This window comes from Shewanella chilikensis, assembly GCF_037953065.1.
Classification (GTDB): Bacteria; Pseudomonadota; Gammaproteobacteria; order Enterobacterales; family Shewanellaceae; genus Shewanella; species Shewanella chilikensis.
This window is the reverse complement of sequence record NZ_CP149966.1, coordinates 2,501,714-2,526,312: the sequence shown is the minus strand read 5'-3', so window position 1 is coordinate 2,526,312 and position 24,599 is coordinate 2,501,714. Positions and strand designations below refer to the sequence as shown.

The 24,599-nt window shown below is 55.3% G+C and carries 16 protein-coding genes; 3 read left to right on the top strand and 13 right to left on the bottom strand.

The genetic code is table 11. The features are described 5' to 3' along the window. Positions 1 to 67 precede the first annotated feature (67 nt). The 10 genes from WKR14_RS11530 to rmuC form a co-directional block, all read right to left on the bottom strand. Positions 68 to 1,078 carry a D-alanine--D-alanine ligase gene (locus tag WKR14_RS11530; protein WP_101096381.1) on the bottom strand — a complete coding sequence of 337 codons (1,011 nt, stop codon included), beginning with the start codon at positions 1,076 to 1,078 and terminating at the stop codon, positions 68 to 70. 197 nt (positions 1,079 to 1,275) lie between these two features. Beyond that, entirely contained in the window at positions 1,276 to 3,279 is a 2,004-nt protein-coding gene (recD, locus tag WKR14_RS11525; protein WP_335921634.1) for an exodeoxyribonuclease V subunit alpha, read from the bottom strand. Beyond that, positions 3,276 to 6,929: an exodeoxyribonuclease V subunit beta gene (recB, locus tag WKR14_RS11520; protein WP_339086199.1), complete on the bottom strand. Its 3,654-nt coding sequence runs from the start codon at positions 6,927 to 6,929 to the stop codon at positions 3,276 to 3,278. Before recB ends, recD begins: the two co-directional genes overlap by 4 nt. 1 nt (position 6,930) lies before the next feature. Beyond that, on the bottom strand, positions 6,931 to 10,530 hold the full coding sequence (gene recC / locus WKR14_RS11515) for an exodeoxyribonuclease V subunit gamma (RefSeq protein ID WP_339086197.1): 3,600 nt from the start codon (positions 10,528 to 10,530) through the stop codon (positions 6,931 to 6,933). A 51-nt stretch (positions 10,531 to 10,581) separates the two neighbouring features. Further along, positions 10,582 to 12,645: a transglutaminase TgpA family protein gene (locus WKR14_RS11510; protein WP_287590456.1), complete on the bottom strand. Its 2,064-nt coding sequence runs from the start codon at positions 12,643 to 12,645 to the stop codon at positions 10,582 to 10,584. Then, a complete protein-coding gene (locus tag WKR14_RS11505) occupies positions 12,642 to 13,622 on the bottom strand; it encodes a DUF58 domain-containing protein (protein WP_286996686.1) in 981 nt (326 codons plus the stop codon). Before WKR14_RS11505 ends, WKR14_RS11510 begins: the two co-directional genes overlap by 4 nt. A 7-nt stretch (positions 13,623 to 13,629) precedes the next feature. Beyond that, on the bottom strand, positions 13,630 to 14,532 hold the full coding sequence (locus tag WKR14_RS11500; RefSeq protein WP_101055114.1) for an AAA family ATPase: 903 nt from the start codon (positions 14,530 to 14,532) through the stop codon (positions 13,630 to 13,632). 13 nt (positions 14,533 to 14,545) lie between these two features. Further along, positions 14,546 to 15,262, bottom strand: a complete 717-nt coding sequence (locus WKR14_RS11495) for an EAL domain-containing protein (protein ID WP_101055112.1) — start codon at positions 15,260 to 15,262, stop codon at positions 14,546 to 14,548. Between the two features lie 170 nt (positions 15,263 to 15,432). After that, positions 15,433 to 17,382: a transglycosylase SLT domain-containing protein gene (locus WKR14_RS11490; RefSeq protein ID WP_234554715.1), complete on the bottom strand. Its 1,950-nt coding sequence runs from the start codon at positions 17,380 to 17,382 to the stop codon at positions 15,433 to 15,435. A gap of 44 nt (positions 17,383 to 17,426) precedes the next feature. Beyond that, entirely contained in the window at positions 17,427 to 18,923 is a 1,497-nt protein-coding gene (rmuC, locus tag WKR14_RS11485) for a DNA recombination protein RmuC (protein ID WP_101055110.1), read from the bottom strand. 279 nt (positions 18,924 to 19,202) lie between these two features. On the opposite strand from rmuC, the gene msrP reads away from it, so the two are divergent. Further along, the gene (gene msrP / locus WKR14_RS11480) at positions 19,203 to 20,198 is read left to right on the top strand and encodes a protein-methionine-sulfoxide reductase catalytic subunit MsrP (protein ID WP_165565004.1); all 996 of its coding nucleotides are present in this window, start codon (positions 19,203 to 19,205) and stop codon (positions 20,196 to 20,198) included. Continuing rightward, a complete protein-coding gene (gene msrQ / locus WKR14_RS11475; RefSeq protein ID WP_165565005.1) occupies positions 20,195 to 20,809 on the top strand; it encodes a protein-methionine-sulfoxide reductase heme-binding subunit MsrQ in 615 nt (204 codons plus the stop codon). Before msrP ends, msrQ begins: the two co-directional genes overlap by 4 nt. A gap of 39 nt (positions 20,810 to 20,848) precedes the next feature. Here the strand turns inward: msrQ and WKR14_RS11470 are convergent, their stop codons facing one another. The 3 genes from WKR14_RS11470 to WKR14_RS11460 all read right to left on the bottom strand — a co-directional run bounded on the left by WKR14_RS11470 (position 20,849) and on the right by WKR14_RS11460 (position 23,864). Further along, positions 20,849 to 22,174 carry a GGDEF domain-containing protein gene (locus WKR14_RS11470; RefSeq protein WP_101055104.1) on the bottom strand — a complete coding sequence of 442 codons (1,326 nt, stop codon included), beginning with the start codon at positions 22,172 to 22,174 and terminating at the stop codon, positions 20,849 to 20,851. Continuing rightward, positions 22,171 to 23,169: an ABC transporter substrate-binding protein gene (locus tag WKR14_RS11465; protein WP_101055102.1), complete on the bottom strand. Its 999-nt coding sequence runs from the start codon at positions 23,167 to 23,169 to the stop codon at positions 22,171 to 22,173. The genes WKR14_RS11470 and WKR14_RS11465 overlap by 4 nt, the downstream gene beginning before the upstream one ends. A 377-nt stretch (positions 23,170 to 23,546) precedes the next feature. Continuing rightward, positions 23,547 to 23,864: a hypothetical protein gene (locus WKR14_RS11460; protein ID WP_101057707.1), complete on the bottom strand. Its 318-nt coding sequence runs from the start codon at positions 23,862 to 23,864 to the stop codon at positions 23,547 to 23,549. A gap of 222 nt (positions 23,865 to 24,086) precedes the next feature. Between WKR14_RS11460 and WKR14_RS11455 the strand changes: the two genes are divergently transcribed. Next, the gene (locus WKR14_RS11455) at positions 24,087 to 24,581 is read left to right on the top strand and encodes a putative 4-hydroxy-4-methyl-2-oxoglutarate aldolase (RefSeq protein WP_165565006.1); all 495 of its coding nucleotides are present in this window, start codon (positions 24,087 to 24,089) and stop codon (positions 24,579 to 24,581) included. Positions 24,582 to 24,599: the final 18 nt, after the last annotated feature.

Below are 24,599 nucleotides of genomic sequence, written 5' to 3'. Positions count from 1 at the left end.
GCGCGAGTGGCGGGTGTGGTTTTGCGTTTGTTTCAGTCCGGTTGGTGCTTGGCTCAGGACGGGGGCTTTACTTGAGCGGTTCGCTCAGCTGGCGTCTTATGTTACTCACCAACCACTCGCTGACATCATGGCCATTGTTGCTGAGCATCTTGGGGAACATGGAGATGGGCGTCATGCCCGGGAAGGTATTGATCTCGTTGAGCAGTATCTCGCCTTCATCGGTAAGGAAGAAGTCGATACGCGACAGGTGGGACAGCTTCATGCCCTTAAAGGCGCGAATGGCATAATCGCGTATGGTATCGATTTGCGCTTGGCTAAGTTCGGCCTCGACCTTGGTTACCGCCTTGCTCTTGGCATCATACTTCTCATCGAAGCTGTAAAAGGTGTTGTTGGCGCAGATGATTTCACCCGGCACTGTGGCAATCACTTCACCCTGGTATTCATATACGGCCACTTCCAGCTCCCTGGCTTTGATGGTCTTTTCCACTACCACGTAGGGGGAGTAACTGAAGGCCTGCTCCAGCACCGAGGGGATATCATCGCCGTTGTCCACCCGGTAGCAGCCGACGGATGACCCTTGGGATGCCGCCTTGATAAACAGTGAGCCCCATTCATTCAAGGCCTCACGGCAGCGGCTGTTGGCCGCTTCACCGGCTTCACTGAGAAACAGATAAGGGGTATTGGGGATGCCGAGCGCACTGAACCACATCTTGGCCGTGACCTTGTTGAAGCAGTTGCTGCTGGGTTCGGAGCCGCAGCCGAAATAGGGCAGGTTGATCAGATTGAAATAGGACTGAATATCGCCGGTCTCACCCGGATAGCCGTGAATGCAGGGGATCACATAGTCCACCGGCCAGCTGGGCTCGGCCTCATCGAAGCGCACTTCACGGCGATTGGTCAGCTCGCAAACCTGGCCCTGCTTGGTGTGGTAGTGGCCGGCGGCGTCCAGCTCCAACCTGAGCACTTCCATGTCGGGAATATTTGCCAGGCAACTTTCGATATAGTCAGCCGACATCAAAGAGATACTGTGCTCGGCGGCCCCGCCGCCACAGAGTAACAAGATATGGGTTTTGCTCATGAATTCTCCTGACTGAGCGGCCTGATAAATAACCTTGGCCGATATTATGCCTGCTTAGACAGGCCTTGAGTATAACGGCAGCTGACGCAGGCTCTCATCTGGTTATTTTGCCGCCAGAGCGAAACGGGGCCGTATGGCATCTGGCCCGGTTGCTGTTTTCGTTATCGTCCCGGCTACAGCTATAATCTCTGCCACAATCACTGCCACAGCCTATCGGCCAGCCCCGAGGCCCGGCGAGTGAGGCGACGACAGGCGCCGTCAAACACTGAGCTGTTGCCCAGGCAGCAAAAATGCTGTTTGGCGCGGGTAATGGCGGTGTAGATCAGCTCCTTGGTGAGCAGTTGCAGCTGCGCCGGGCTCGGGCTCGGCGGCAACACCAAGGCCACAGAATCAAATTCACTGCCCTGGGACTTGTGCACTGTCATGGCAAAACAGGTCTCGTGGCCGGGAAGACGCGCCGGCAACACCTTGAGCACACTGCCGTCGGCCTGAATAAAGTGTGCCAGCAGCCTGTTGCTGTCACGATCGGGCAGAATAACGCCGATATCGCCGTTAAACAGCCCCAGGTTGTAATCGTTGCTTTGGATGATCAGCGGCCGGCCCGGATAAAACTCCTGCTGCGGAGCGATCAGTCCGGCCTGTTTCAACACTTGTGTCAGTTGCCGATTGATCCCCTCGACACCGAAATCGCCGCCACGGGTGGCGCACAGCAGTCGAAAGCGGTTGTAACGGGCGATGATCTCCTCGGCGCTGATGTCCGGCCTGTGCACCACTTCCAGATAGTCGCGGTAGTGCTCACAGGCTTGGCTGAGAAGCTGAGCCAGCCCCTGCTGCTGTTTACCGATTTCCAGCCACTCAAGCTCCTGATAGCCGCCATTCCAGGCATCAGTTATCGCGGTGCCATCACTGAGGTTGACCGCCTTGGCCAGCACGCCTATGCCGGCATCGCCGCGGAATCTGTGGCTGTGACGCAGCATACAAAGATTATTGCCTATGCCGGGGGCGAGATTGACGCAATCGCTGAGGTCAAAGCCGGTGAGCCTTGTCAGTGTTGCGGCAAACTCGGCGCTGTAACGCATGCGCCAGTCCTGCTGGTGGCGCAGACCGGCGCAGATATCGGCGAGCACGGCGCCGGCTTCCACAGAGGCCAGCTGATCCTGATCCCCGAGCAGTATCAACCTGGCATTGGCGGGCAGGGCATCGAGCAGCCGGTCCATCATAGGCAAGTCCACCATGGAGGCTTCATCGACAATCAGCAGATCCAGATGCAGCGGGTTGTCCTGGTGATGACGGAATTTGTGCGAGCCGGGGATCACCCCCAGCAGACGATGCACAGTGGCGGCTTCTTCGGGGATCTTGTCTATGGCGCCAAGGTCAAGCTCGGCGGCAAAGGGAAGAAGTTCTTTGGCCAGGCGCTGTTTGGAGGCCTTTATCGATTCGGTCAGGCGCGCAGCCGCCTTACCCGTGGGGGCCACCAGACGTATGTTCATCTCACTGCCGAGACACAGGAGCATCAGCAGCTTGGTGACTGTGGTGGTCTTGCCTGTGCCCGGGCCGCCGGTGATCACCGCCAACTGGCGACAATAGGCGGTGGCGGTGGCGACTTTTTGCCAATCGCGTTTGCCGGAATTTTCTCTATTAGTTAGAGTTTCACCATCAGTTTGAGCTTCACTATCGGCTTGAGATGCATCAATAGTCGCTTGGCCAGTATGGCTGGCGGGCGGCAAAAACAGGCAATCGAGCGCGCGTCGCACTTCGTCGGTGGCGGGGTATTCAGTGGCGGCCATGGCGGTGAGGCGCCGAGCGACCCGGCACTCAAAATCATAATAGCGTTTGAGGTAGAGGCGGCCAGCGTCGAGGATCAAGGGTTTGTCTTCACCCGGGGCGCCGACGGCGGCAAAATTGGCCACCGCCAGCTCAAGGCTTGCCGGGTCGGTATTGAGGCGCACACTGGGGTGGGGCTCTGCCAGCGGATTATCAAAAGCTATGCTCCCCAGTGGCAGGCAGGCGTGCTGCGATGATAACTGGCGGCTCAGCAGGGCGCACAGCAACAGAAATAGCGGCGATGGCTCTTGGTGAATGGCGGCCATCTGCAGCGCAAAGTGGCGGTCGAGTGCCGTCAGCAGCCGCTGCTCTTCCCATTGCTTGAGCAGCGCAGTAACAGCTTGGCTGCTTTGCAGTATTGATGGGCTATCTGTCATAGACTCAACTCCAACTGAGGGGCGCTCGAGGGCGACTCGCCCTTGAGTAAGGCATCCAGGGCCAGGATCACGGCTTCATCCGGCCTGTCCACAAACACCCCGGCGCCGGGATGGGCCGCGGACATGCCCCGTAAAAACAGATAACAGCAGCCGCCGAAATGGCTTTGATAACAATAGTCCTGCAGTTTGAGGCTCAGATATCTGTGCAGCGCCAGGCTGTAGAGCAGGTACTGGAGATCGTATCTGTGCTCGCTGATGGCGGCGGCCATCTTGTCCTGGCGGTAATCGCTGAAATCGTCCCCCAAATGGTTGGATTTATAATCGGCAATATAGAAACGGCCCTGATATTCAAAGGTAAGATCGATAAACCCCTTGAGCATGCCCTTGAAGGCATCGAAGCGCAGTTCACCGCCATAACCGTGCTTGGCCAGCAAGCGACTGAGCTCGGTATCGATAAGCTGGGTATCGCCGCCAAGGGGCAGATAAAACTCCATCTCCACCAGCTTTTGGCGCTTGCTGAGGTCGCCAAGGCGCAGACTCTGCCCCTGGGGCAGAGCGATTTCGGCGTTAAGCAGATCCCGATACCAGTCATAAAGCACATCTTGCCAATCGCTGTCGATGCCGTACTGCTGCATCGCCTGGGGCAGATGCAGCAAGAGTTCCTCCTCGGCCTGGGTAAAGTCGATTTTCTCCAGCACCAGGTGCATAAAAGAACCGGCATTGGCGCCGCGCTCGAAGCTGAAGCGGTTGGCCTGCAAGACATCCTGCGGCTCATAGACAGAGGCGGGCTCGATTTCAAACTCCTCATCACCGGCGCCCGGCAACACCCGCTCGTGGGGCAGATGTTTGACCAGGCCGGAATAGCTGCCGACCCGCCAGGGCGCGCCTTGACGCGCCGCCGGCACCTGGGCACAAAGTGGGCTTGGAGAGTGGTTTTCAGTGCCTTGAAGGTGACTTGGATCTGCATCGCCTATCCCGGTCAAGGAGATGGCCTCGCAAACAAGGGAGGCGGCGTTGCTTTGCAACCTATCGCCGTCACAGTCCTTGTCTTCAATGCCGAGCAGATAGCCTATGGCGGTATCTTTCAAAAAGCTGTTGATGCCCGTCTTGTTCATGCGGCAGTGATTGGCCAGCCCCAGATAACAGCGATATACGGGCCGGGTCAGCGCCACATACAAGAGGCGCAGATCTTCGGCCAGCGTCTCGCGTTTACAGGCTTCCCAGCCTTCGTCACTGGCGTCCAGATCCCAGACTAATTGATTGTCTTTGTGGTACAGCATGGGCGAGGGGCGGCGACTGCCGTCGCGGGCCAGGCTGACAAAGGGGATGAAGCACACAGGATATTCCAGCCCCTTACTCTTGTGGATGGTGACTATCTGCACCAGGTTTTGTTCGCTGGCGAGCCTCAATTGCTGCTCTTCACGGCTTTGGCCGGAGAGCAGTTCCTGCTCAAACCAGTTGACCAGGGCGCTCATTCCTTCGAGTTCGGTGGATTTTTGCTGCAGCAGTTCCGCCAGATGGCGAAAATCGGTAAGACGCCGCTCGGCGTTGGCCTCTCGGCCGAGCCGTTCCAGCAGTTGCCAGTGATCAGCGAGATTGAGCAGCGCCGGCATGATGCCGCGGCGGCTCCAGAGCTCATGCAGCGACATGAAGGTATCGAGCACCTCGGCGCGCAGTGTCTCAGATTGGTTGAATTCATGGATCTTATTGGCGCTGAAACCCAGCAAGCGGCAGGCCAGTGCCGAGCGAATCGCCCGTTCATCCCTGGGGCTGGCGAGAGCCTTGAGGATAAGGGCGATTTCCCGCGCTTCCTCAGTGACCATTACCGAGTCGCGGCTGAGGAACACGGCGCCGATCTGGCGATTATTGAGCGCTTGTTGCATGACGGCGGCTTCATTTCTGTCGCGCACCAAAATGGCGATATCCCGGGCGCGCAGCGGCTGCTCACTGCCGGTGAGGCGGCACTCGCCGCGGTTGGCGGCATTGAGCAGGCGCACGATTTCGGCAGCAGCATCTTCGGCCAGCAGTTTACGGGCCTGGGTCTTGTTGAGGCCCTTGTCCGGATCTTCCTTGAGCAGCCTGAGCTGCAGCGCCGCCGACTCTCTGCCGGGCGCGAGCAGCTGTTTACTGCCAGCGTCATTGGCCTTGACCGGCTCGAACGGGATGGCGTCGCTGATAAAAGGGTCGCTGTGGTTGGCAAACAGGCGGTTGACTGCTGCAATCATGTTGCAGGCCGAGCGGTAGTTGGTGTCCAGATTATAGTGATCGGCGGTATTACGCCTGGCCTCAATATAGGTATAAATATCGGCGCCGCGAAAGGCGTAAATCGCCTGCTTGGGATCGCCTATCATCAACAGCGTGCGACTTGGCTCAGGCTTGGGTTCAGGCTGGGCGCCGGCATCCGCATCCTGCTGTGGCAACTGCGCCGGGTAGATGCCGGAGAAAATTGCAAACTGCAGCGGATCCGTATCCTGAAATTCGTCGATAAGCGCCACCGGGAAGCGTTTGCCTATCTCCTGCTTGAGCTGCTCACCTATGGCAAGGCCGCTATCCGGCGCCGTCTGGGTCAGGCCGCCTATGGCCTTGGCTAGGGTCAGCAGTAGATCGTCCGGGCTCAGCAAGTTGCGCTCGGCCTTGAGCTCGGCAAAACGCTCGGCTATCTGGGCTCTTGCCTGATAGAGAAATGCCGGAATAAGCGAGTCTACGCTGTCTCTGAGCGCTTCTATCTGCGCCAGTAGCGGCGCTTGTTGTGCTGTAGGGATTTCGCCGCCTTTTCTCAGTTTCAGTGACCCGAGAGCCAGGCTGTCCAGGAGTTTCGGGGTCGGCAGCCCCTGATGATACTTGGCCCAGTTGTCCATCTGCTCCAGCATGGCCGTGAGCTTGGGGTAGCCATCGGCCTGCTTGCCATAGCTGGTGCCGTTGAGCGGCAGGCTGTGGAGCAGGGCCTCGGTGGCGTCCCTTTCTCTTGGCCAGCTCAGTCGTAGCCTTGCGAGCTGAGTCTGCAACTGCTCGGCATATTGGTCGAATTTCCCCGGGTCGCGGTTGGCGCTCGCTTGACTGGCGCCGAGCAGCGGTCTCAATTCGCGCCCCAGCGCATCCGGAGTGGCGTAATGGGCGGCTATCGCGGTCGCCAGCGCTGTTGGCAGCCGATAACAGACATGGCGCCAAAAATCGCGCACACTCTGGCGCAGATATTCGCTGTCATCCAGGGTAAATTCCGACTCGAACAGCAGCGCCGACTCAAAGGCCATATCCGAGAGGATCCGCTGGCAAAAGCCGTGAATGGTAAAAATGGCGGCTTCATCCAGGCTCTTGAGCGCCAGAACCAGCTGCTTGAGGGCGGTTGCGCGCTGCGTTGGCGGGCAGCGCAGATAAAGCTGCTCGATAAAATCGTCTTTGACGCTTAAGCCGATAAAGCGCTGATAACAGCTGCGGATCCTTTTGCGTATTCTGTCGCGCAGCTCTTCGGTGGCGGCGTTGGTAAAGGTGACCACCAGGATCTGCTCACAGCCGAGGCCCGGGCGCTCAAAATCACCCAGCAATAAGCGCAGATAGAGGCCGGAAATTGTGTAGGTCTTGCCGGTTCCGGCACTGGCCTCAATCAGGCGCCGGCCGCTCAGCGGTAAACTCAATGGCTCCAGTGCTTGCATATTATTCCTGCCCCATCTGGGTAAAATCGGCCAGGGCGGCCAGTTTGTCTTTGTGGTAAAGGCTGATAAGCGGCGCCAAAATCCCCTGGGCCAACGCCGGGAAACTCAGGCTCTGCTTGAGTCTGAGTTGCCAACCGCCTGGCAACCCCGCACTCATGTTGCTCAGGGTAAACTCATTTTCACTCAACTCATCTTCACAGGCTTTGCGCCCAAAATCCGTCGCCGAGCCAGCATAGGCGCTGTCATCAAGGGTTAAACCAAAGTCATCCGGAAAGCGGAACAGGCGGGCGTTATGGGGATCCTGGCAGTCACCGAACCCGGCATCATCCAACCAGGCGCTCTCGGCCTCAGCAAGCCGCAGCTGATGTTCAGTGTCAATGGGCAATCCATCTTCTACCTCGGCGCTGAAGTACGCCATGGAGGTTTGCGCCATAAAGGGCAGCGGCCTGTGCTGCCCCAGTTCAAACAAGGCAGCCAACTGACCCAGCAGGGCCTTGGCGGACTCGGCCTTGAGCGGCGCCATGGCGTGGAAGTGACCGGCATCCAGCAGATAGCTGTGCCTGTGAATGCCGCTGGCATTGAGGCACAGGTGGCGAATATAGAGGCTCAACAGATCCTTGGGCTTGGTGGTACCCGGCCTTAAGTTGACCAGCCCCTTGGGGTAGCAGTCTTCGATACGGCCACAGAGCAGCAGCTCGCGGCCATTGACCTCAAGCTTGAGCGCTATTTCAACGGCATCCGGCTTGGGCAATTCGGCGCGAAGAAAACGGGTGCGCTCCACCGCCGGGGCGATATCGCGCCGGTATTGATCCAGCAGCAGATCGTCAAACGGCGCCATCGGCAGCAGACCTTCGGCCTTGAGCTTGTCGAGCAGGGTTTCATCCAGCTCTCCGCGCTCGTCTTCCAGCGCATCCTGCATCATCAGCAGCTGCAGCTGATAGCGTTGCAGGGCGTTGAGCTCAAAGGGCTCATCATTGTCCTGACTGTCGATATCCAGCCTCAAGTCCAGCTGCAGCACCCGCTGGCAGAAATACTGCGCCGGGTTGCGGAAAAAGCGGATCAGCGCCGAGAGTTCCAGCTCCGGCTCCTTGAGGCCGGTTTCCTCGCCCAGCTCATGTTCAATAAAAGGCGCCGGGCTTTGGGCGGCAAACATCTCCCGGGGGCACCACTGGGTTGCAAAACTGCCGGGCAGCTCGCTGTCACTGTAGAGCCGGGCGTCGAAGGGCTGCAGCGGTTGCTGAATGATGAGGCGCTGCATCAGCGCATCGGCCGCCAGATCGCCAAGGGCGGCAATCTCATCGGCATCTGTGGGCACTGATGACGGCGTAAATTGCGCCTCGTCCGGGCGGTAACACAGCTGAATGTATTCCAGCAATTCCGATACCAGCATGGAGGGAATACGTTCACTGTTATCGCGCTCGCTATGGCCTATGTAACTGATATAGAGCTGATCCCGGGCCGACAGCAAGGCTTCGAGAAACAGGTATCTGTCATCCAGGCGTCTTGAGCGGTCGCCGCGTCTTGGCTTTTCATGGGCGGTGAGATCGAACCCCACAGGATGTTGCACCCTGGGGTAGACGCCATCGTTCATTCCCAGCAAACACACCTGGCGGAAGGGAATGGAGCGCATCGGCATCAGGGTACAGAAGTTGACGCTGCCGGCGAGATAACGCTGACCGACCCTGGACTCACTCAAGGTAGAGTTGAACCATTGCCAAACCACTGTCAGCGGCAATACCCCGCTAAAGCCCGACAGTCGCAGCTCTTCGGCGAATCTGTCTATGGCCTGGCGAATGTCGTTGATCTCTTCCCTGGCATCGTCTTCCTGGGCCAGATAAAAGGCATCGAGCAGGGCGTTAAGCTGCGCCACCCGCTCATCCGGAGGGGTTTGCTGCTTGAGCTCTTCCCTGAAGTCATCGAGCGCTTCAATAAAATTCAACAGCTTGCCGAGCGCTTGCGCCGACTGGCCTTCAATACCGGCCAGCGGCAGATCGCCCTGATACAGCTCGGCATCATCACCCAGGGCATAGCCCAGCAGCATGCGGCGGATCCCAAAGGCCCAGGAGTGTTTGTCAAACCCGGGCAAGCCCAGCTCTTCGCGGTTGTGACTGTCGCGGCCCCAGCGAATACCGGCGGCCTTGAGCCAGCCCTTGAGCTGCTCCAGCTCCTCCTGGGCTATGCCAAAGCGGGCCAGCACAGCAGGTACTTCGAGAATACTGATGATGTCTGTCAGGCCAAAGCGGCTCTTGTCCAGCGCCAGCAGGTTGAGAAAACCGGCAATTAAGGGGGATTCCTGGGCCGCGCCGCGATCGGCTATGGCATAGGGGATGAAATGATCGCCGCTCTTGGCGGAAAACACCGCATCGATATAGGGGGCGTAGGCGGCCACATCGGGCAGCATCACCATGATGTCCTTGGCGGCCAGCGAAGGGTCGCTGCGCAGGCGATGCAGCAGATGATCGTGCAAGGTTTCCACTTCCCGCAGTGGACTGTGGCAGCTTCGCAGGGTGATGGAGTCGTCGGTGGCGGCCAAGGGCCTGCGCCGGGCGATATTCAGGTATTTGCTGACATCCGGCCCCAGAGGCTCGCCTAAGGTTTCCATCTCCAGAATGTCATTTTGAATGCCGCCGAGCAGGGTATCTGTGTTGCCTGGGTGAAACAGCTCTTCCAGTTCCAGCCGCTCGGGTGGAAGCTCCAGCACCATATCCAGCAGCTCGCGGCCGAGACGGCCGTTATTGGCCAGAATGGGATTGCCCACTTCCAGCTTGTCTTCCCAGAGCTCGGGCAACTGTTTCTTGCCCTCAAAAGCCAGCGCCATTCGCGCTCGCGCCCTGGGCTCTATGATATCGCCCCAATAGTGACGACAGGGGCTGAGGCTCAGCATCACTACTTCGATGCGACTGGCGAGCGCATAGAGTACATCCAGTGTTTGCGGCGCCATCGAGGAGATCCCGAACACGAATAATCTGGGCGGCAGGTCTTCCAAGGCATGATCGCTGCCGCCTGTCAGCGTTTCTATCAGCGCTTGGTGCAGATTGGCCCTGTGGTAATGGCTCTGCTGCAATTCCTGATTGTTGTAACGCACCAACTCGCGCCAAAGCTCGGGTTGCCAGGCGTGCTGCGGCGCTATCTCCAGCGGGGATTCATTTTGCTCCCAGCCGAGGATCCATTCCGGACGGTATACCAGATATTGATCGAAAATATCGGCGATACGGCCGCTGAGTTGAAACAGTTTGAGCTCGACATCGTCGCCCAGATAATGTCTGAGCGGTGCAAAATTGTCTCTATCCAGAAGGGAGGGCAACAGCGCCATCAGTTTCCAGGTCATCGCCGCCTTGGTAAAGGGGTTTTCCTTGGGCACGTCATCGAGCAGCAGATAACAGAGCTGCCAGATAAAGCTGGACGGCAGCGGAAACTCCTGCGCCGCCGCCACGCCATTGTGGCGTGCCAGCTCAAGGCGGAGCCAGGTGGACATGCCGGGGCTTTGCACCAGAATTTGCTCGCAGCTAAGCGGCGACATGCCGGGCACGCCATCGCGAAGCCGGTCTGCCAGGGTGGCCGACAGCAATTCCATCTTGTTGGACTGGATAAGAGTAAACATAGGCAGCAGGGTTACCTGGCTTTGGGCCGTTTATTGCTTTGGTGCTCTATTCTAGGTGCTTGATTTATCGGGTTGCAAATCTTGTTTCAGCAGTTTGAACCACAAAGTGCGGGACTGACGGATAAAGCGGCGTTTATATATTGCCGACTCCTTGGAAGCGCCTTGATACTTGAGCTGAATATAGAGTGAGGTCCAGCTTTCTATCTCCTCTGTCAGCGCCGGCCAGCGCGCAACAAGCGCCGCGGCGTAATCCACAGGCCCCAAGGAAGCTGGCCTTGGCAGCCCGAGTCTGGCTGCCTGGCGGCATACCTTGAGATAGTGACGGTTGATGCTGTCCGGGCCTCTTTTAAGCCGCAGCAGGCCAGTGTTGAACATAATGGCGATAAAGGTAAGGGTCATCACCCCGAGGACCAAGGCTGCCAGACGGCCGATACTCACTTCTCCCAGCAGCTTGGAGAGCACTTGTTGCTGGCGCTCGTTGTCAAAACCCAGCACCCAGACGCTCCAGTAGTAATCCAGGCTGGCGAGTCTGAGTCTCAGGCTGTTGTACCAGTCGCTGGCCCTAACCCCGGCAAAAGAACGGTCGGAAAGATAGCTTTCTTCCGGGCTGAACAGGGAGTCGAAACCCTGCTCAATTCGTTCGGGCGCTATCATGGCGGTGGGATCGTAACGTACCCAACCTTTGCCTTCGAGATAGACCTCACTCCAGGCGTGGGCCATATATTGATACACGCTGAGATAACCGGCCTGCGGGTTGTATTCGCCGCCCTGATAGCCGGTGACGATGCGGGCGGGCAAGCCGGTGGCTCTGGCCATGAAGGTGAATGCCGAGGCGTAGTGAACGCAGAAACCGGCACGATTTTCAAACAAAAAGTCGTCCAGTTGCTGCGGCCCCACCGGCGGGGGCGTCAGGGTGTAGAAAAACGGCTGACTGTTGAAATACTGCATCATGGCCGTCAAGCGCTGCTCGGCTTGCGGGTAACGATGGGCAAAATCGGCGGCAAGTTTGCGGCTGCGGGGGTTGATTTCATCGGGGAGGCTCAGATTGAGCTGCCGCAGCGGCGCTTTCAAGCGGTTATCCAGCGGGGCATCAGGATAGCTCATCACCCGGTATTGCAACTTTTGTTCTACCGGCCTTATGGCATAGAGGCGAAAGTCCGGTAGATTCACCAGGCGTGGATCCATGCTGTAGGCGAGATCCAAGCCGAACAGCCAATGCTGGCCGCTCGGCTCGGCTATGATGCTGTAATCGATAAAAGGCCCTTTGGGGACGCCGGGTTCGGGGCGGCTATTCATGATAAAGCTGTCTTGCTGCAGCGCCTTTATTCCCCGTGACTGCTGCCAGCGTTTGCCGTCATATTCTTCCAATACCAGTGCGCGCCAATACCTGTCTTCGGGAGCCGGTATCTGACCCTTGAAACTGGCGCGAAATGCCAGCTCGTTGGATTTGGTCAGGCGCGAGATATCACCAAAGCTAAGCTCATCGGACAGCCCTGTGGTACTGCTTTTCATCTGCGGCACCATCCAAAGCGGACTGAAACGCGGCAGCACCACAAAAAGCAGCAGCGCCAGCGGCAGACTCTGTGCCAGCAGCATCAGGGTTAGTTTCAGTTGGCGATTGAACGAGGCCTGTTCGTGGTAGAGGCTTGCCAACACACAGGTGTTGAGCGCAGCCACCAGCGAGAGTTGCAGGGCGTCGAGCATCTGTTGATGGTCGATAAAGGTGAGGGCGATAAGAAAGTAGCCCACCAGTACCACGGCTTTGACATCGCGGCGACTGCGCATTTCGATATATTTGAGGGAATAGCCGAGGATCAACAAGTTGACCAGGGCATTTAGCAGGCCAAGTTCGCGACTCACCAGCGCCAACGTCAGCGCCGCAGCAATGGCCAGCACAGTCACCAGCACTCTGGGGGGCCTGGCGACCTTGCCAAGATAGATCCCCAAGCGCCAGACAAAACAGATGGCGCAGATCCCCAGGGTTCCCAGGGTGATTTTGCTTGCAAGCGGCGCCAGCACTGCCAGATTGGTGATCAGCAGCCAAAGCAAGGTGCGGCGGGCGATGATCTCCTCCGAGGTCTCCTTGAGCGCGGTTTGCAAGCGAGCGGCTTTCATCGGCCGGTACCTTCAGCCTTTGCCGGATAGAGCGCCAGGGCTTTGAGGCATTCCTGACGCTGAGGTTCGCCTTGAGAAGGCGCTATGGTCCTGCCCGCTAACTTAAGCCCCCAGGTTTGGCCTGAATGGGCCAATTGATTGACCTGATAACTCAGCTCACCCAGGCGCTTTTCCAACTCATCGCCGGTTAACTTGCTATTAAGCTCCAGCCACAAAGGCGCCCCCTGAGGCTCGGCAAACTCCTTGCTGAGCATGCCTCGGCCCTGAGCCCACTGTTTCCAGGCCACCTGTTTGAGCGATTCACCCGGAACATAGCTCTTAAGCCCGGCGTATTCATCGACGCCGCTGAGCCACTCGCCACTGTCTTGGGATTCGGGGACGTGTTCACAGCGGCCCAGTTTAGCTGTGCTGACCACAGGCGCTGGAAACACCCATTGACTGGTGTCGAGATCCAGATGAGACCAGGCGCGGCAGAGCCCCAGAGGATAGCAGGACTCCACCTTGAGTCTACCTGGATGCCAAAGGCCTCTGGGCCTTGGCTGCATGGGCACCAAAGCCGTCTGCTCCTGGTTATCGACACAGGAGATAAAGACTTGCCGCTCTCCCGGGTAGCTGAAACCGAGCCGAAACAGGCTTCTGTCGGCGCTGACGGTGACAGGGAAGGAGAGGCTGTCACCGGCGTAGGCTTGGGGAGGCTTACGGGCATTGAGTCTCAATCCCGCCAGGTTGCGGTAACTGTGAATGATGCAGGTGTGAAACACGCTGGCCAATACTATGGCCAGACCGATCACCAGGTTGTTTTGATAGTTGGTGCCGAACAGAAACAGCAGCAGTACCAGCGCCAGCCAGATAACGCCAAAGCCGCTGGGAAGAATAAAGATGCTTCTGTGGCTCAAACGTTGCTCTTTGGCGGCGGGAATACGCCGTGACAACCAGCGGTTGAGCCGCGCAGAGAAGAGGGAGGTCACAGAGGCCATCTCGTTGTTACCGAATGGGATTAATGGTGCCGAGTAACTTGGCCGATAACTGCTCGCCCTGAAGTTGGCTCGAATGCCGCAGGCGGTGCTCGGCAACGGCGCCAAACACAGCTTGCACATCTTCGGGCACCAGATATTGACGCCCCTGGATATAGGCCCAGGCCTTGGCAGCCGCCAGCAGCGCCTTGGTGGCTCTGGGGGAAAGGCCATAGCCTTCGTTTTGGTTGCGGGAAGCCTCCACCAGCGCCAGAATATAGTTAAGCAGGGCGTCGGAAGCGGCCACCTGTTCGCACTCCTGCTGCAGTTGATCCAGCTCGAGCGCACTCAGACACTGGGGCAGGGGCTGGTTGCGCTCCTGTCCTTTGAGCATGGCCAACTCGGCGTCCTGGTTGGGATAACCAATGGAGAGGCGCATCATAAAGCGGTCCAGCTGGGATTCCGGCAGTGGAAAGGTGCCTGATTGGTCTGTGGGGTTTTGGGTGGCGACCACAAAAAAAGGATGCGGCAGCCTGTGGGTCACACCGTCGACAGTGATCTGCCGCTCTGCCATCGCCTCGAGCAAGGCGCTCTGGGTTTTGGGGCTGGCGCGGTTGATTTCGTCGGCCAGCACCATCTGTTTGAAGATGGGGCCAGGGTGGAATACAAACTCAGATTGCTGCTTATCAAAGATGGAAACCCCGAGAATATCTGCCGGCAGCATGTCGCTGGTAAACTGTACCCGCTGATAACTCAGGCCTAAGGTTTGCGCCAGCGCGTGGGATAAACTGGTTTTGCCCATGCCCGGCAGATCTTCAATCAGCAGGTGACCGCGAGCCAGAATGCAGGCCAGTGCCAGCCGTATTACCCTGGGCTTGCCTATCAAAACTTGCTCGAGCTGCTGCAGTACCTGGGTTATCTGGCTCCTGGACACATTGGCTTCCTTGTTAGATGGTCACTGAAATCAGTTCCGGCTCGGTTTGGATGAACTGAGGTCTGAAGTAGAAACCTTGCACCAAATCCACATCCAAAGCCAGAGCCTGAGACAGGTGCTGCTCGGTTTCTATTCCTTCGAGTATAGTTATTTTTTGGCAGGACTTGGCAAAATTAAGCAAGTTTTCCAGAAGCTTAGCCATGAGTGGTATCTGGATGGCACTGAGCCAGTGACGGTCGAGCTTGATGCAGTCTACGGCGGTCAACAGTTGTAGCGACACCATGGCATGGGGTGCGCCGACGTCATCGAGCGCTACGGTGATCCCGCGCCGGTGCAGCTCCTTGAGTAATGTTTGTGCCTTGTCGGCATCGTTGACGCAGGTGTTTTCTATCAGCTCCACCGTCAAGCCTCCGGTTTGCTGCTGATACTTATCCAGTGCCTGCATCATGTACTGACAGTTGCTGCTATCGAGTGCGTGAGGATCCAGGTTGAGGTTGAGTCTGGGAGTCTTGGGCGCCTGACTGAGTTGCAACAGCTTGGCTTGCAGTTCTACCGCCGCCAGAGCACGGCTGTCTCTATGCAGCCAGTCGAATACGAGATTAGGTGCCAAGGAGGCTCCTTGGTGATCGTAAAAGCGGGCCAGGGCTTCATAGCCTTGAATGGCCAGAGTTCGGGGACAGACAAGCGGCTGATATTCACAGGCAATGTGCCGCGGAGGGGAAAGATCCATGTAGTTATCAACGGAGTTAGCTAAATGAATGCTAATTATTCCCATTATGGGGCCAAGATAACAAGTCAATTTACCCCACTAAAGCGTTGAGCGCTGAAAAATACGTCTAGGAACAAGCTCTTTAATATCAAAGTGTTGGGAATTTGACTCAGTGCCAATTCACCGCCGCCTCAATAGCGGCGGTCTAGTTCTGCTTCGCTGAACTGTGGCCGAGTTTGCTGTTGACGCAGTTCATAAATTTGCCGGTAGGTGAACACCGCCTGCACATAGGCGCGGGTTTCGCTGAAAGGGATAGTTTCAATAAAGCTCATCACATCCAGTTTGCCATCGCTCTGCTTCAACCAGCGTTTTACCCTATGTGGACCGGCATTGTATGCGGCAACGGCCAGTACCCGATTGTTGTCGAACTGTTCCAGCAGCTTGGTGTAGTAGGCACTGCCGAGTGGCACATTGATGGCCGGGTCGTACAAACTGCGATTGCCGTTGAACGCCAGTTTAAACTGTTTCGCGGTTTGCTTGGCGGTGGCTGGCATCAATTGCATAAGGCCTCTGGCACCCACTGACGAAGTCGCGTAGGGGTAGAAGGCGCTTTCGCGGCGGGAGATTGCGCGAATTTCATTGACATTGACCTTGAAGTCTTTACCTGCCTGGGTAAAGAAAGGATCGGCGGCATAGGGAAAGCGCATCTCCATATCATTCCAGAGCTTGGCCTGAATACTGGCTTCAACCGCCAATGCATCCCATCCTTGCTGTTGAGCATAGACCCCATACTGGGCACGCATCTGTTTGTTGTGGCGGGCGAGCATTTGGCTCCATTCGATTCTGGCATCGACCAACTTATCCAGCGCCAGCAGCTCAGATACCCGGGCAAGCGCCTTGTCATCGGCAAGCCTTGCCTGCATCTGTGCCTGTGGTTGAGTCGGCACATGCGCCAGATTGGGGGCGATACCGAGTTCGGCGGCGGCCCAGAAACCATAGAAATTACGTTCTTTGCTGAGCGCTTCGAGCACAGCATCGTCCCGGCCATTGACTCTCAGATGCCAGTAGCGCCAGCGGGCATCGTTGCGGCCTTGGTCGCTGAGTAAGGGGAGAAAACGGCGGATATCGGCGTCATTTTGCTCGGCAATGGCCCAGCGCAAACGGCGCTCGGTCAGATCGTCGGCTTCGAGCAGCGGCAACATAGTGTCGATATGATCCCTAAGCCCTTCGTCCTCGACGATAAGCGCTCGCCTGACCAGATAACGGTTCAGTTGTCGCCCCTGGAAGTCGCTGAATCTACCGGCCTTTTCATACTTAACGTACAAACGCACCGCCTGACGAAGATCTTTACGGGCCAGGCGCTTGAGTCCGGCAGAAACGATATCGCTGTAGATGGGGGCCGCGCCATCAAACTGGTTCATGCGTCTAAGGCGATTGGGATCTTTGTATACCGCCTGCAGCAGTTTGGCCTGATTCTGATGTTGGGTGACTTTGCGTCCCAGATACTGCAGCAGACCGTTTTGTCCGGCGTCAAAGGCCAGCAACATTCGCGACCAGATCAACTCCTGTGAGCGAAGCCCGGCTTTGCTCCAGGCATTGAACAGGGGATCGCACTCCTTGGGACGGGAGCGACCATAGAGCCAGAGTTGACGGGCACCATCCCAGGCGACCTGTTTATTCCCTTGCCCAAGCTGGGCCCGGTAAAAGTAACATTGCAGCTCAGTGGCTCGGGGCAGTTCCGGGGAAATGGCCAGAAAGTCATGCCAGCGTTTGTCGGCGCCGGCTCGCAGCAGGTACCTGTGACGGGCGCTGCCATGCAGGGGCGAATGCTCAAATTTGTCTATCGCCTTTTGTGCTTCTGGGCCTGCAAGCGCCATTATGTCATCGAGCTCGGCGTGAAAATCCAGATAGATATTGAGCGGGTAATCCTTGAGTTGGGCCCTGAGCTTGCGATAATCGGCAAGTTGGCCCTTGTCCAGCGCTTCTCTGGCCTTTAGGTAGCTTTGGCGTTGTTGCTCCAAAGCGGCAGGTGCCTTGGCCGCATGGCCTATCCCGGGAAACAGCATCCAAGGGATGGATACTGTCAATGCACTCAAGGCAACGCTGCCGGCGAGGGCGATTCGGGTCAAGGCTCTGCGCATCTAAAACTCCTTGTTGATGGCCAGTTTCACTTGAGAGGCTGAATTCAGGAGGTGAGTTCGCCGTCCTTCTCTGTATTTTCTATGGCATCAACCTCCTTGCCTACTGGCAAGGGCGTTTCTGTCATCGCCTTTTCAAGTAGTTGTTTATCCAATTGTTTACTGGTTTCAACGCCCAACTGTTGCATCTGGTGAGCCTGGCGGACAAGGTTACCCCTGCCGGTAGCCAGTTTATTCATGGCGCCGTTGAAACACTTCTCTGCATTGTCCAGCGCGCGCCCGAGTTTGTCCATATCTTCCAGATAGCCACAGAGTTTATCGTAAATTTTACCGGCTTGCCTGGCGATCCTTTGTGCGTGTTGGTTTTGGTATTCGTAGCGCCAGATGTTATTGATGGTGCGCAGTGCTACCAAAAGATTGGTTGGGCTGACGAGCATGATGTTGTTTTCGAGCGCGAAATTCACCAACTGCGGCTCTTGTTCCAGTGCCAGCAGGAAGGCGGGTTCCACCGGAATAAACATTAATACATAATCGAGGCTCTTGATGCCGTGCAGTTGCTGGTAGTCCTTCTGGCTCAGGCCTTTGATATGACCGCGGATAGAGTTGATATGTTCACGCAGCGCCAGGGAACGCTCTTCATCGGTTTCGGCGTTGTAGTAGCGTTCATAGGCGAGCAGTGACATCTTGGCATCTATTACCACATCCTTATTGGCCGGCAGGTGGACGATGACATCGGGTTTAAAGCGCTTGCCGGCATCATTTTTCAGATCCTGTTGCACATCATACTCGTGCCCTTGTCTGAGGCCACTTTCCTGCAGCACACGCTCCAGGATCACTTCGCCCCAATTGCCTTGCTGCTTGTTGTCACCCTTGAGCGCCTTGGTGAGATTGACCGCATCTTGGCTCATGCGCAGGTTGAGTTGTTTGAGATCTTCCAACTGGTGTTTCAGTGAGGAACGTTCACTCTGTTCTTGTGAATAGGATTCATGAATTTGTCTTCTGAAGCCTTCGAGCTGTTGCTTTAGTGGCCCAAGTACGCCATCGAGTTGCGATAAATTCTGGGATTTTAGCCTTTCGCTTCTGTCTTCAAAAATTTTGTTGGCGAGATTTTCAAACTGTTCTTTTAAGCGGGCTTCACTGCGTTCAAGCAGTTCAATCTTATCGTTGAGCGCCTGTTGCTCGGCGTCGAAGCGGGCGCTGATTGTCTGCTGCATCGCATTGGATTTTGACAGGTTAAGCTGGGTTTCCAACTGTTTGCGCTGAGCATCTTTGAGTTGCTGTTCCAGGTCAGGCACCCGCTCGGCAATAGCCTCTGCTTTACCGAGTTGTGACACCAGCCATTCGGCTTTTTCCTGACTGCTGCTGAGTTGTTCGCTGAGCTCGCTGCATCTTTGTTCATGTTGCAGTATTAACTGGTCTTTAATCTGTTGCCAGCGGCTACGGGTCATGCGTTGATTAAAGAGGGCGCCAAGCAAGATACCCAGCAGTAATACGGCTGCGGCGGCAATGAGTTGAGGCGCGGAAATTGTGGTGGCCAAGTCCATATCATGTCCCTTGAGTGCAAAAAGAGGAGCGGAAAACCCGGATAGAGTCGCAGAATGAGTCAGGGCCTTCAAGGGCCAGGGCATGCAGACTCAGGATAAATGGCCAAGAGTTGCCCATTTTGTACCCCTTGTCAGCCAATGTTCAGCCAATGGAGTTGCTGGAATTATTCCAGCAGGAAATTTTTCTTTGCCTGCCTGGGTCTTATAAACTGAATTGACTGCAGCTATTGAGAGGTCACTGTGAGCAATAAAAAATTTAAACTAGGGATTGGTAGGCAAATGCCCTGGGAGTTGCCGGCAACTGAAGTCACGCCGGAATCTGTGTTTCGCGATCGGCGCAACATAGTCAAGGCGTTGGGGCTCGGCGCTATAGGTGCCAGTATTCCCGGCCATGTTCAGGCTGGCCTGTTTGACCTTTTTGGTGAAAAGCGCGAGAACGAGGCATTTGTGACCTCAAATCTCAACTATCGCAGCAACCCTGAGTTTCAATTACCGGGGAGCCTGACCCCCCTTGATAAGGTGATCCGCCATAACAATTTTTACGAGTTTGGTACAGGTAAACAAGATCCCTTCGAAAACAGTCAGGGCCTCAAGGTTAATCCCTGGATGCTGAAAGTTGAAGGTGAGGTCGAGCGCCCCTTGACGTTGGATTATGACGATTTGCTCAAGTTGCTTCCTCTGGAGGAGCGTCACTATCGTTTGCGCTGTGTCGAGGCCTGGTCCATGGTGATCCCCTGGGTCGGCTTTCCGCTGGCGGCTTTGCTGGCCAAGGCCGGAGTCAAATCCTCTGCGACTCATGTGGCCTTTGAAACCCTGTTTGATCCCGAGCAGATGCCTGGGCAACGCAATCGCCTGATGGGCGGCGGCATTCATTATCCCTATGTGGAGGGATTAAGGCTCGATGAGGCGATGAACGAGTTGAGCTTCCTGTCGGTGGGCCTCTATGGCAAGACGCTGCCGCCGCAAAATGGTGCTCCCGTGCGTTTGGTGGTGCCCTGGAAATACGGTTTCAAGAGCATTAAATCTATCGTGAAAATTAGGCTTTTGGACAAACAGCCGCCGACCAGTTGGAATCAATTGGCACCCAATGAATATGGTTTTTATGCCAACGTGAACCCCAAGGTGGATCACCCGCGTTGGTCACAGGCGACAGAGCGGCGGATTGCCGAAGGCGGGATCTTCTCTGCCAAACGGATCCCGACCCAGATGTTCAACGGCTATGGCGAGCAGGTTGCTCATCTGTACCGGGATCTGGATTTAAGGAAATATTATTGATGCGTCTAGCTCCCAAGCAACTGCCTTGGTTAAAGGCGTTGTTGCATTTGGCCGCCGGTTTGCCACTGCTTTATTTGGTTCTGCAAGTGGTGACAGATAGCGCCGGTGGTGATCCTGTGCAATATATTATCCATTTCACCGGCAAAGGGGCACTCAACGCCTTGGTGGCAACCTTGTTGGTATCGCCTGTGGCCAGAAAATTCAAACTGGGGTTGTTGATGCAGACCCGGCGTTTGCTCGGACTCTGGGTATTTGCCTGGGCCTGCTTGCATATTCTCAGCTATTTCAGCCTGGATCTGCTGTTTGCCTGGGAGCTGCTACTCAGTGAAATTATCAAGCGTCCCTATATTTTGGTGGGGGCCAGCGCCTGGTTGTTGCTTGCTGCGCTGGCGCTGACCTCGTTCAAGGCATTGCAGCGCCGGATGGGGCGGCGTTGGCAGCAACTGCACTACAGTATTTATGCCATAGCCCTGTTGGTACCTGTGCATTATTACTGGTCGGTTAAGTCCGAAATCATCGAACCCAGTCTTTATTTCGCTGCCATGGTGCTGTTATTGGCGATAAGATTGCCGAGATTCAACTGGTTTCGCTGTCTGTGGCCGTTTGCTTGAAGAAAGACGCAGAGACTGAGCATGAGACGGTAGGCTTTGTCAGGCGTCGGCCAAGGGCGAGGCAAAGCTGTATTGCTTCTTTGCTGCAAACTCCTTTGAAGTTTGCAGGGGTGCCTGCTTAGCCTGATACATGGCGCTGTCGGCAGCGTTGATAAGCTCGGCCAGGGTATCGCCATGCTCGGGATAAAGGCTGATGCCGGTACTCAGGCCAACCTGAAGTTGTTGTCCTTGCCAGGGGATATCGCGGCCGAGGGTATTGATTTTTTCCAGCACAGTGCAGACTTCTTTACGGTCGGTTATTGGCTCCAGCCAGATGATAAATTCATCACCGCCGATGCGGGCCACCAGATCAGAGCGTCTTAATGTCTCCTTCAGCCTTTTGGCTATTTCCACCAGCACTGCGTCACCGGCGTTGTGACCAAAATTGTCGTTGATGGGTTTGAATTTATCCAGATCAATGAATAGCAGCGCCGCCTTAAGCTGTTGACGCTGGCAACGCACAATGGCGTGTTCCAACTCGGTGGTGGCGGCGCCGCGATTGAGTGCGCCGGTGAGATCGTCATGATCTGCCAGATAGCGCAATCTATCTTGCTGTAGTTGCAATTGCTGGGTTTGTTCCTCTACTTCCTGCTGTAATTGATCTTTTCGCTTTGTCGCTTCCATCAATGCCTGCTTCATATTGTTGAACTCATGGGCCAGCTCCGAGAGTTCATCTTGTTGTTCCAGTCTGATACGGCTATGAAGATCGCCCTTGGCCAGATCGCGAATGCCGCGTTTTAAACTGCCCAAATGGCGGCGAAAACGCCTCAGAGTATGCAGAGTAAAGCCGGTCACCAGCAGGGCTATGGCCAACAGCAGGGCACCGTTGAGATAGAGATGACTGAGCTGCAGCACACGGGCTCTGTCCATGGTGTGATGTTGAAAGCGAAACAGGTCTTCGCTCATGGATTGAATGCTCATATTATATCTTGACAGCAACATACTACTGACCAATTGATCATCTGCTATCAGAGACAGCTTGGGCAGAGAATGCTCCAACAGGGTGCTGATGTTGTTGCTTTGGCGTTTGAGGTTAGCCAACAGCTGTTGTTGCTGCTCATCATCGACCTGAGTGGTAGTCAAGAGGGCGTTCAGGCGCAGCAGATCCCTTTGGGTGTTTTCCACCGCTTGGGTGTCCCTGTATTGTTGCAGCAGCCATAAGTTGGATCTCAGCAGATCCAGGTGTAGTTGCAGTTCCACCAGTTTGTGCATCTGTTGGAACGTCTGCTGGGAGAAATGACGTTGCTGCAGCAATGACAGCGCTAGTACCAGTGTCAGAGTAACACAGAGAATGACCAGGATATTGAGGCGGCTGGATAATTTCATCTCTGTTCTACCAATGACATATGTTGTATCTGATCCAGTGCTTCGGGTGCGATAACATTTCTGAAGTCGGGCAACTGCTGGGCTTCTATGGTGCCGCTGGTCATGGCCCAGCGTGCCTGTGATTGCAGATTGCTGAGCAAGCTATTACCCAATGACAAACGAAACAGATAGTCTGGCCATAGGGCGACGACTTCTTCAGTGGGCAGGTGCAGATATTCGGCAACCAACTGACGGGCTTCCTGCGGGTGCAGAACAATAAATTCACTGGCGAGTTTCAACGCCTTGAGGATCCGCACATGGTGTTCGTAGTACGCCTGATTGTCGCCCTTACGACTGATGAGATTAAAAGATAGGCTATACAAACCGCGGCTGGGAAATTCGTTTATCTTGCCAGGTTGATGTTGCGATAGCTGAAATCCGTATGGTTCCCAAACCGAAATTGCATCCACATCGCCTGCAAGCAGCGCCGGTGCTAAAGCGGACGGGCGGATATCCACCCGAACCGGCGCTAAGGACGGGTGTCCGGCTATGTTGAGTATGGTATCAAGAAAATACTCGCTGGCGCTGCCGGCGACGACGCCAACGCGCTTACCTTCCAGTTGGGCCGGAGTGGTGATACCGCTCTGATGTAGGGTTAACAGTTTGATGTCGTTATCCGATTCGGCAAAGCTTGCCAGTACGGTGAAGTCGGTTCGCTTGAAGCTATTAAACATCACTACGGATTCAGAGCTGGTGGCCAGATCAGCCCTGTTATTGAGCATAGCCTCGAAGCAAAGATCACCTCCTTGAAGTGGTTGCAGCACTACATAGACGCCTTCGCGGGCAAAGAGTTCGAGCTTGTCGGCAATAATGACAGGGGCCGAAAGCAGTGAGGTGGATACGGCGATGCGAACCGGCGTCTGGTTGAGCAAAACTGGGGAGTTTGGCTGTCTGGGCATGCTGAGCCAGATAAACAAGAATAGCAATAGAGCCAAAGGCACTAGCATCTTTCCCATGGTTATTGCTGTCCTCCATTAGTCATAGTCTGAAGCCCGTGTTTTGTTCAATCCAGATGATTTCAACTTTCTTAAGTGTAGTGCAAACGGAAGGGCGTGCTATAAAAGGCTCATATTTTTCATGGGATTATTTGTGGTATTCGGTTGGAAAGTGAAACCGATAGCGGAAGACAGTTATTTCTTTTGTTAATTGTAGCAAGCGAACAATAATGCAATAGGATTCAAAAAGTGAAATAAGTTGTGAAATACTATCTGGGGTGATAACGCACATCCTTGTCCCATAAAAAGAGAGGCGCAGATATTGACTGCGCCTCTCTGATATATCAAACAACTCTGGTATATCGAACAATACTGTAATCGATATTGAACTCACATCCTTACTTACTACCCTGATTGGCCATATAGACCAATACTTCATCATAGGACATGTTGAGTTCGCGGGATAAATTGATGACCTTGGTCTTAAAGGTTTGTACTTGCTCCTGTTTATGCAAGTTGTTTTGCGTTTCTTCAACCAATTCATTGACCGCTTCCTGAAGAAGCTTCAGACGCCTGAGGCTAAAGTCCAAAGACTTCAAATAGCGGGTCATCTGTTGTTTGTTTCTGGCTTGCTCAAGATCCGTTGAGTGTTTTTTTTCATATCCATATGCATCGAGTGCCGCAATAGCACTCTGCAAATCGAGATCTTTTGTCATGTATGTTCACTTAAAACGAAGTTTTGCCCGAAAGGGGGGACAGGATAAAGGGATCGCAAAGCTGTCACCTGTAATAGTCTATAGTATATTTCTGAAATTACTCAAGCATTTCACCGTTTATTGGATGGGATAAATCTGGAGACAACTGTTCTGCTATCATGGAACTTGTGGTGACAGGATAAGGGCGTTAACCTAGAAAGCAGTATTTGCACGGAGGCCTATATGCTGGATTTGTTACCGGATCTCTTTGATCATTATGAAAATGATCTCACGTTGCTGCCATCTGTCTTTTGTCAGTTTGGTGGCAAATCGATTTTTTGGGGCGAAATCGTTACCGTCAGGTGTTTCGAGGATAACTCCAAGGTGAAACAGCTATTGGCAACCGATGGTACGGGTAAAGTACTGTTGGTGGACGGTGGCGCTTCTACCGCCAAGGCCCTTATGGGGGATCTCATTGCCCAGAGTGCTGTTGACCATGGTTGGCAGGGAGTGGTGATCTACGGTGCTGTGCGTGACGTTGCCACCTTGACAACTATGCCGCTTGGGGTAAAGGCTCTGGCGGCAGTCCCCATTAAAACCGAGCGCAAGGGGGCCGGAGAAATAAACTGTGCACTTTGCATCGGTGATGTGCAGATAACCCCCGGCATGATGCTTTATGCTGACGATAATGGCATCGCAATTAGTCAAAATCCCCTGAATATGGCCTTTATCAGTTGAACAAGCGCCTTAGTCCTT

What these genes read in the sequence shown, in the direction of transcription:
- WKR14_RS11530 (WP_101096381.1), bottom strand. Translation starts at nt 1,078, where the DNA reads ATGAGCAAAACCCATATCTTGTTACTCTGTGGCGGCGGGGCCGCCGAG.
- recD (WP_335921634.1), bottom strand. Translation starts at nt 3,279, where the DNA reads ATGACAGATAGCCCATCAATACTGCAAAGCAGCCAAGCTGTTACTGCG.
- recB (WP_339086199.1), bottom strand. Translation starts at nt 6,929, where the DNA reads ATGCAAGCACTGGAGCCATTGAGTTTACCGCTGAGCGGCCGGCGCCTG.
- recC (WP_339086197.1), bottom strand. Translation starts at nt 10,530, where the DNA reads ATGTTTACTCTTATCCAGTCCAACAAGATGGAATTGCTGTCGGCCACC.
- WKR14_RS11510 (WP_287590456.1), bottom strand. Translation starts at nt 12,645, where the DNA reads ATGAAAGCCGCTCGCTTGCAAACCGCGCTCAAGGAGACCTCGGAGGAG.
- WKR14_RS11505 (WP_286996686.1), bottom strand. Translation starts at nt 13,622, where the DNA reads ATGGCCTCTGTGACCTCCCTCTTCTCTGCGCGGCTCAACCGCTGGTTG.
- WKR14_RS11495 (WP_101055112.1), bottom strand. Translation starts at nt 15,262, where the DNA reads ATGGATCTTTCCCCTCCGCGGCACATTGCCTGTGAATATCAGCCGCTT.
- WKR14_RS11490 (WP_234554715.1), bottom strand. Translation starts at nt 17,382, where the DNA reads ATGCGCAGAGCCTTGACCCGAATCGCCCTCGCCGGCAGCGTTGCCTTG.
- rmuC (WP_101055110.1), bottom strand. Translation starts at nt 18,923, where the DNA reads ATGGACTTGGCCACCACAATTTCCGCGCCTCAACTCATTGCCGCCGCA.
- msrP (WP_165565004.1), top strand. Translation starts at nt 19,203, where the DNA reads ATGCCCTGGGAGTTGCCGGCAACTGAAGTCACGCCGGAATCTGTGTTT.
- WKR14_RS11470 (WP_101055104.1), bottom strand. Translation starts at nt 22,174, where the DNA reads ATGAAATTATCCAGCCGCCTCAATATCCTGGTCATTCTCTGTGTTACT.
- WKR14_RS11465 (WP_101055102.1), bottom strand. Translation starts at nt 23,169, where the DNA reads ATGGGAAAGATGCTAGTGCCTTTGGCTCTATTGCTATTCTTGTTTATC.
- WKR14_RS11460 (WP_101057707.1), bottom strand. Translation starts at nt 23,864, where the DNA reads ATGACAAAAGATCTCGATTTGCAGAGTGCTATTGCGGCACTCGATGCA.
- WKR14_RS11455 (WP_165565006.1), top strand. Translation starts at nt 24,087, where the DNA reads ATGCTGGATTTGTTACCGGATCTCTTTGATCATTATGAAAATGATCTC.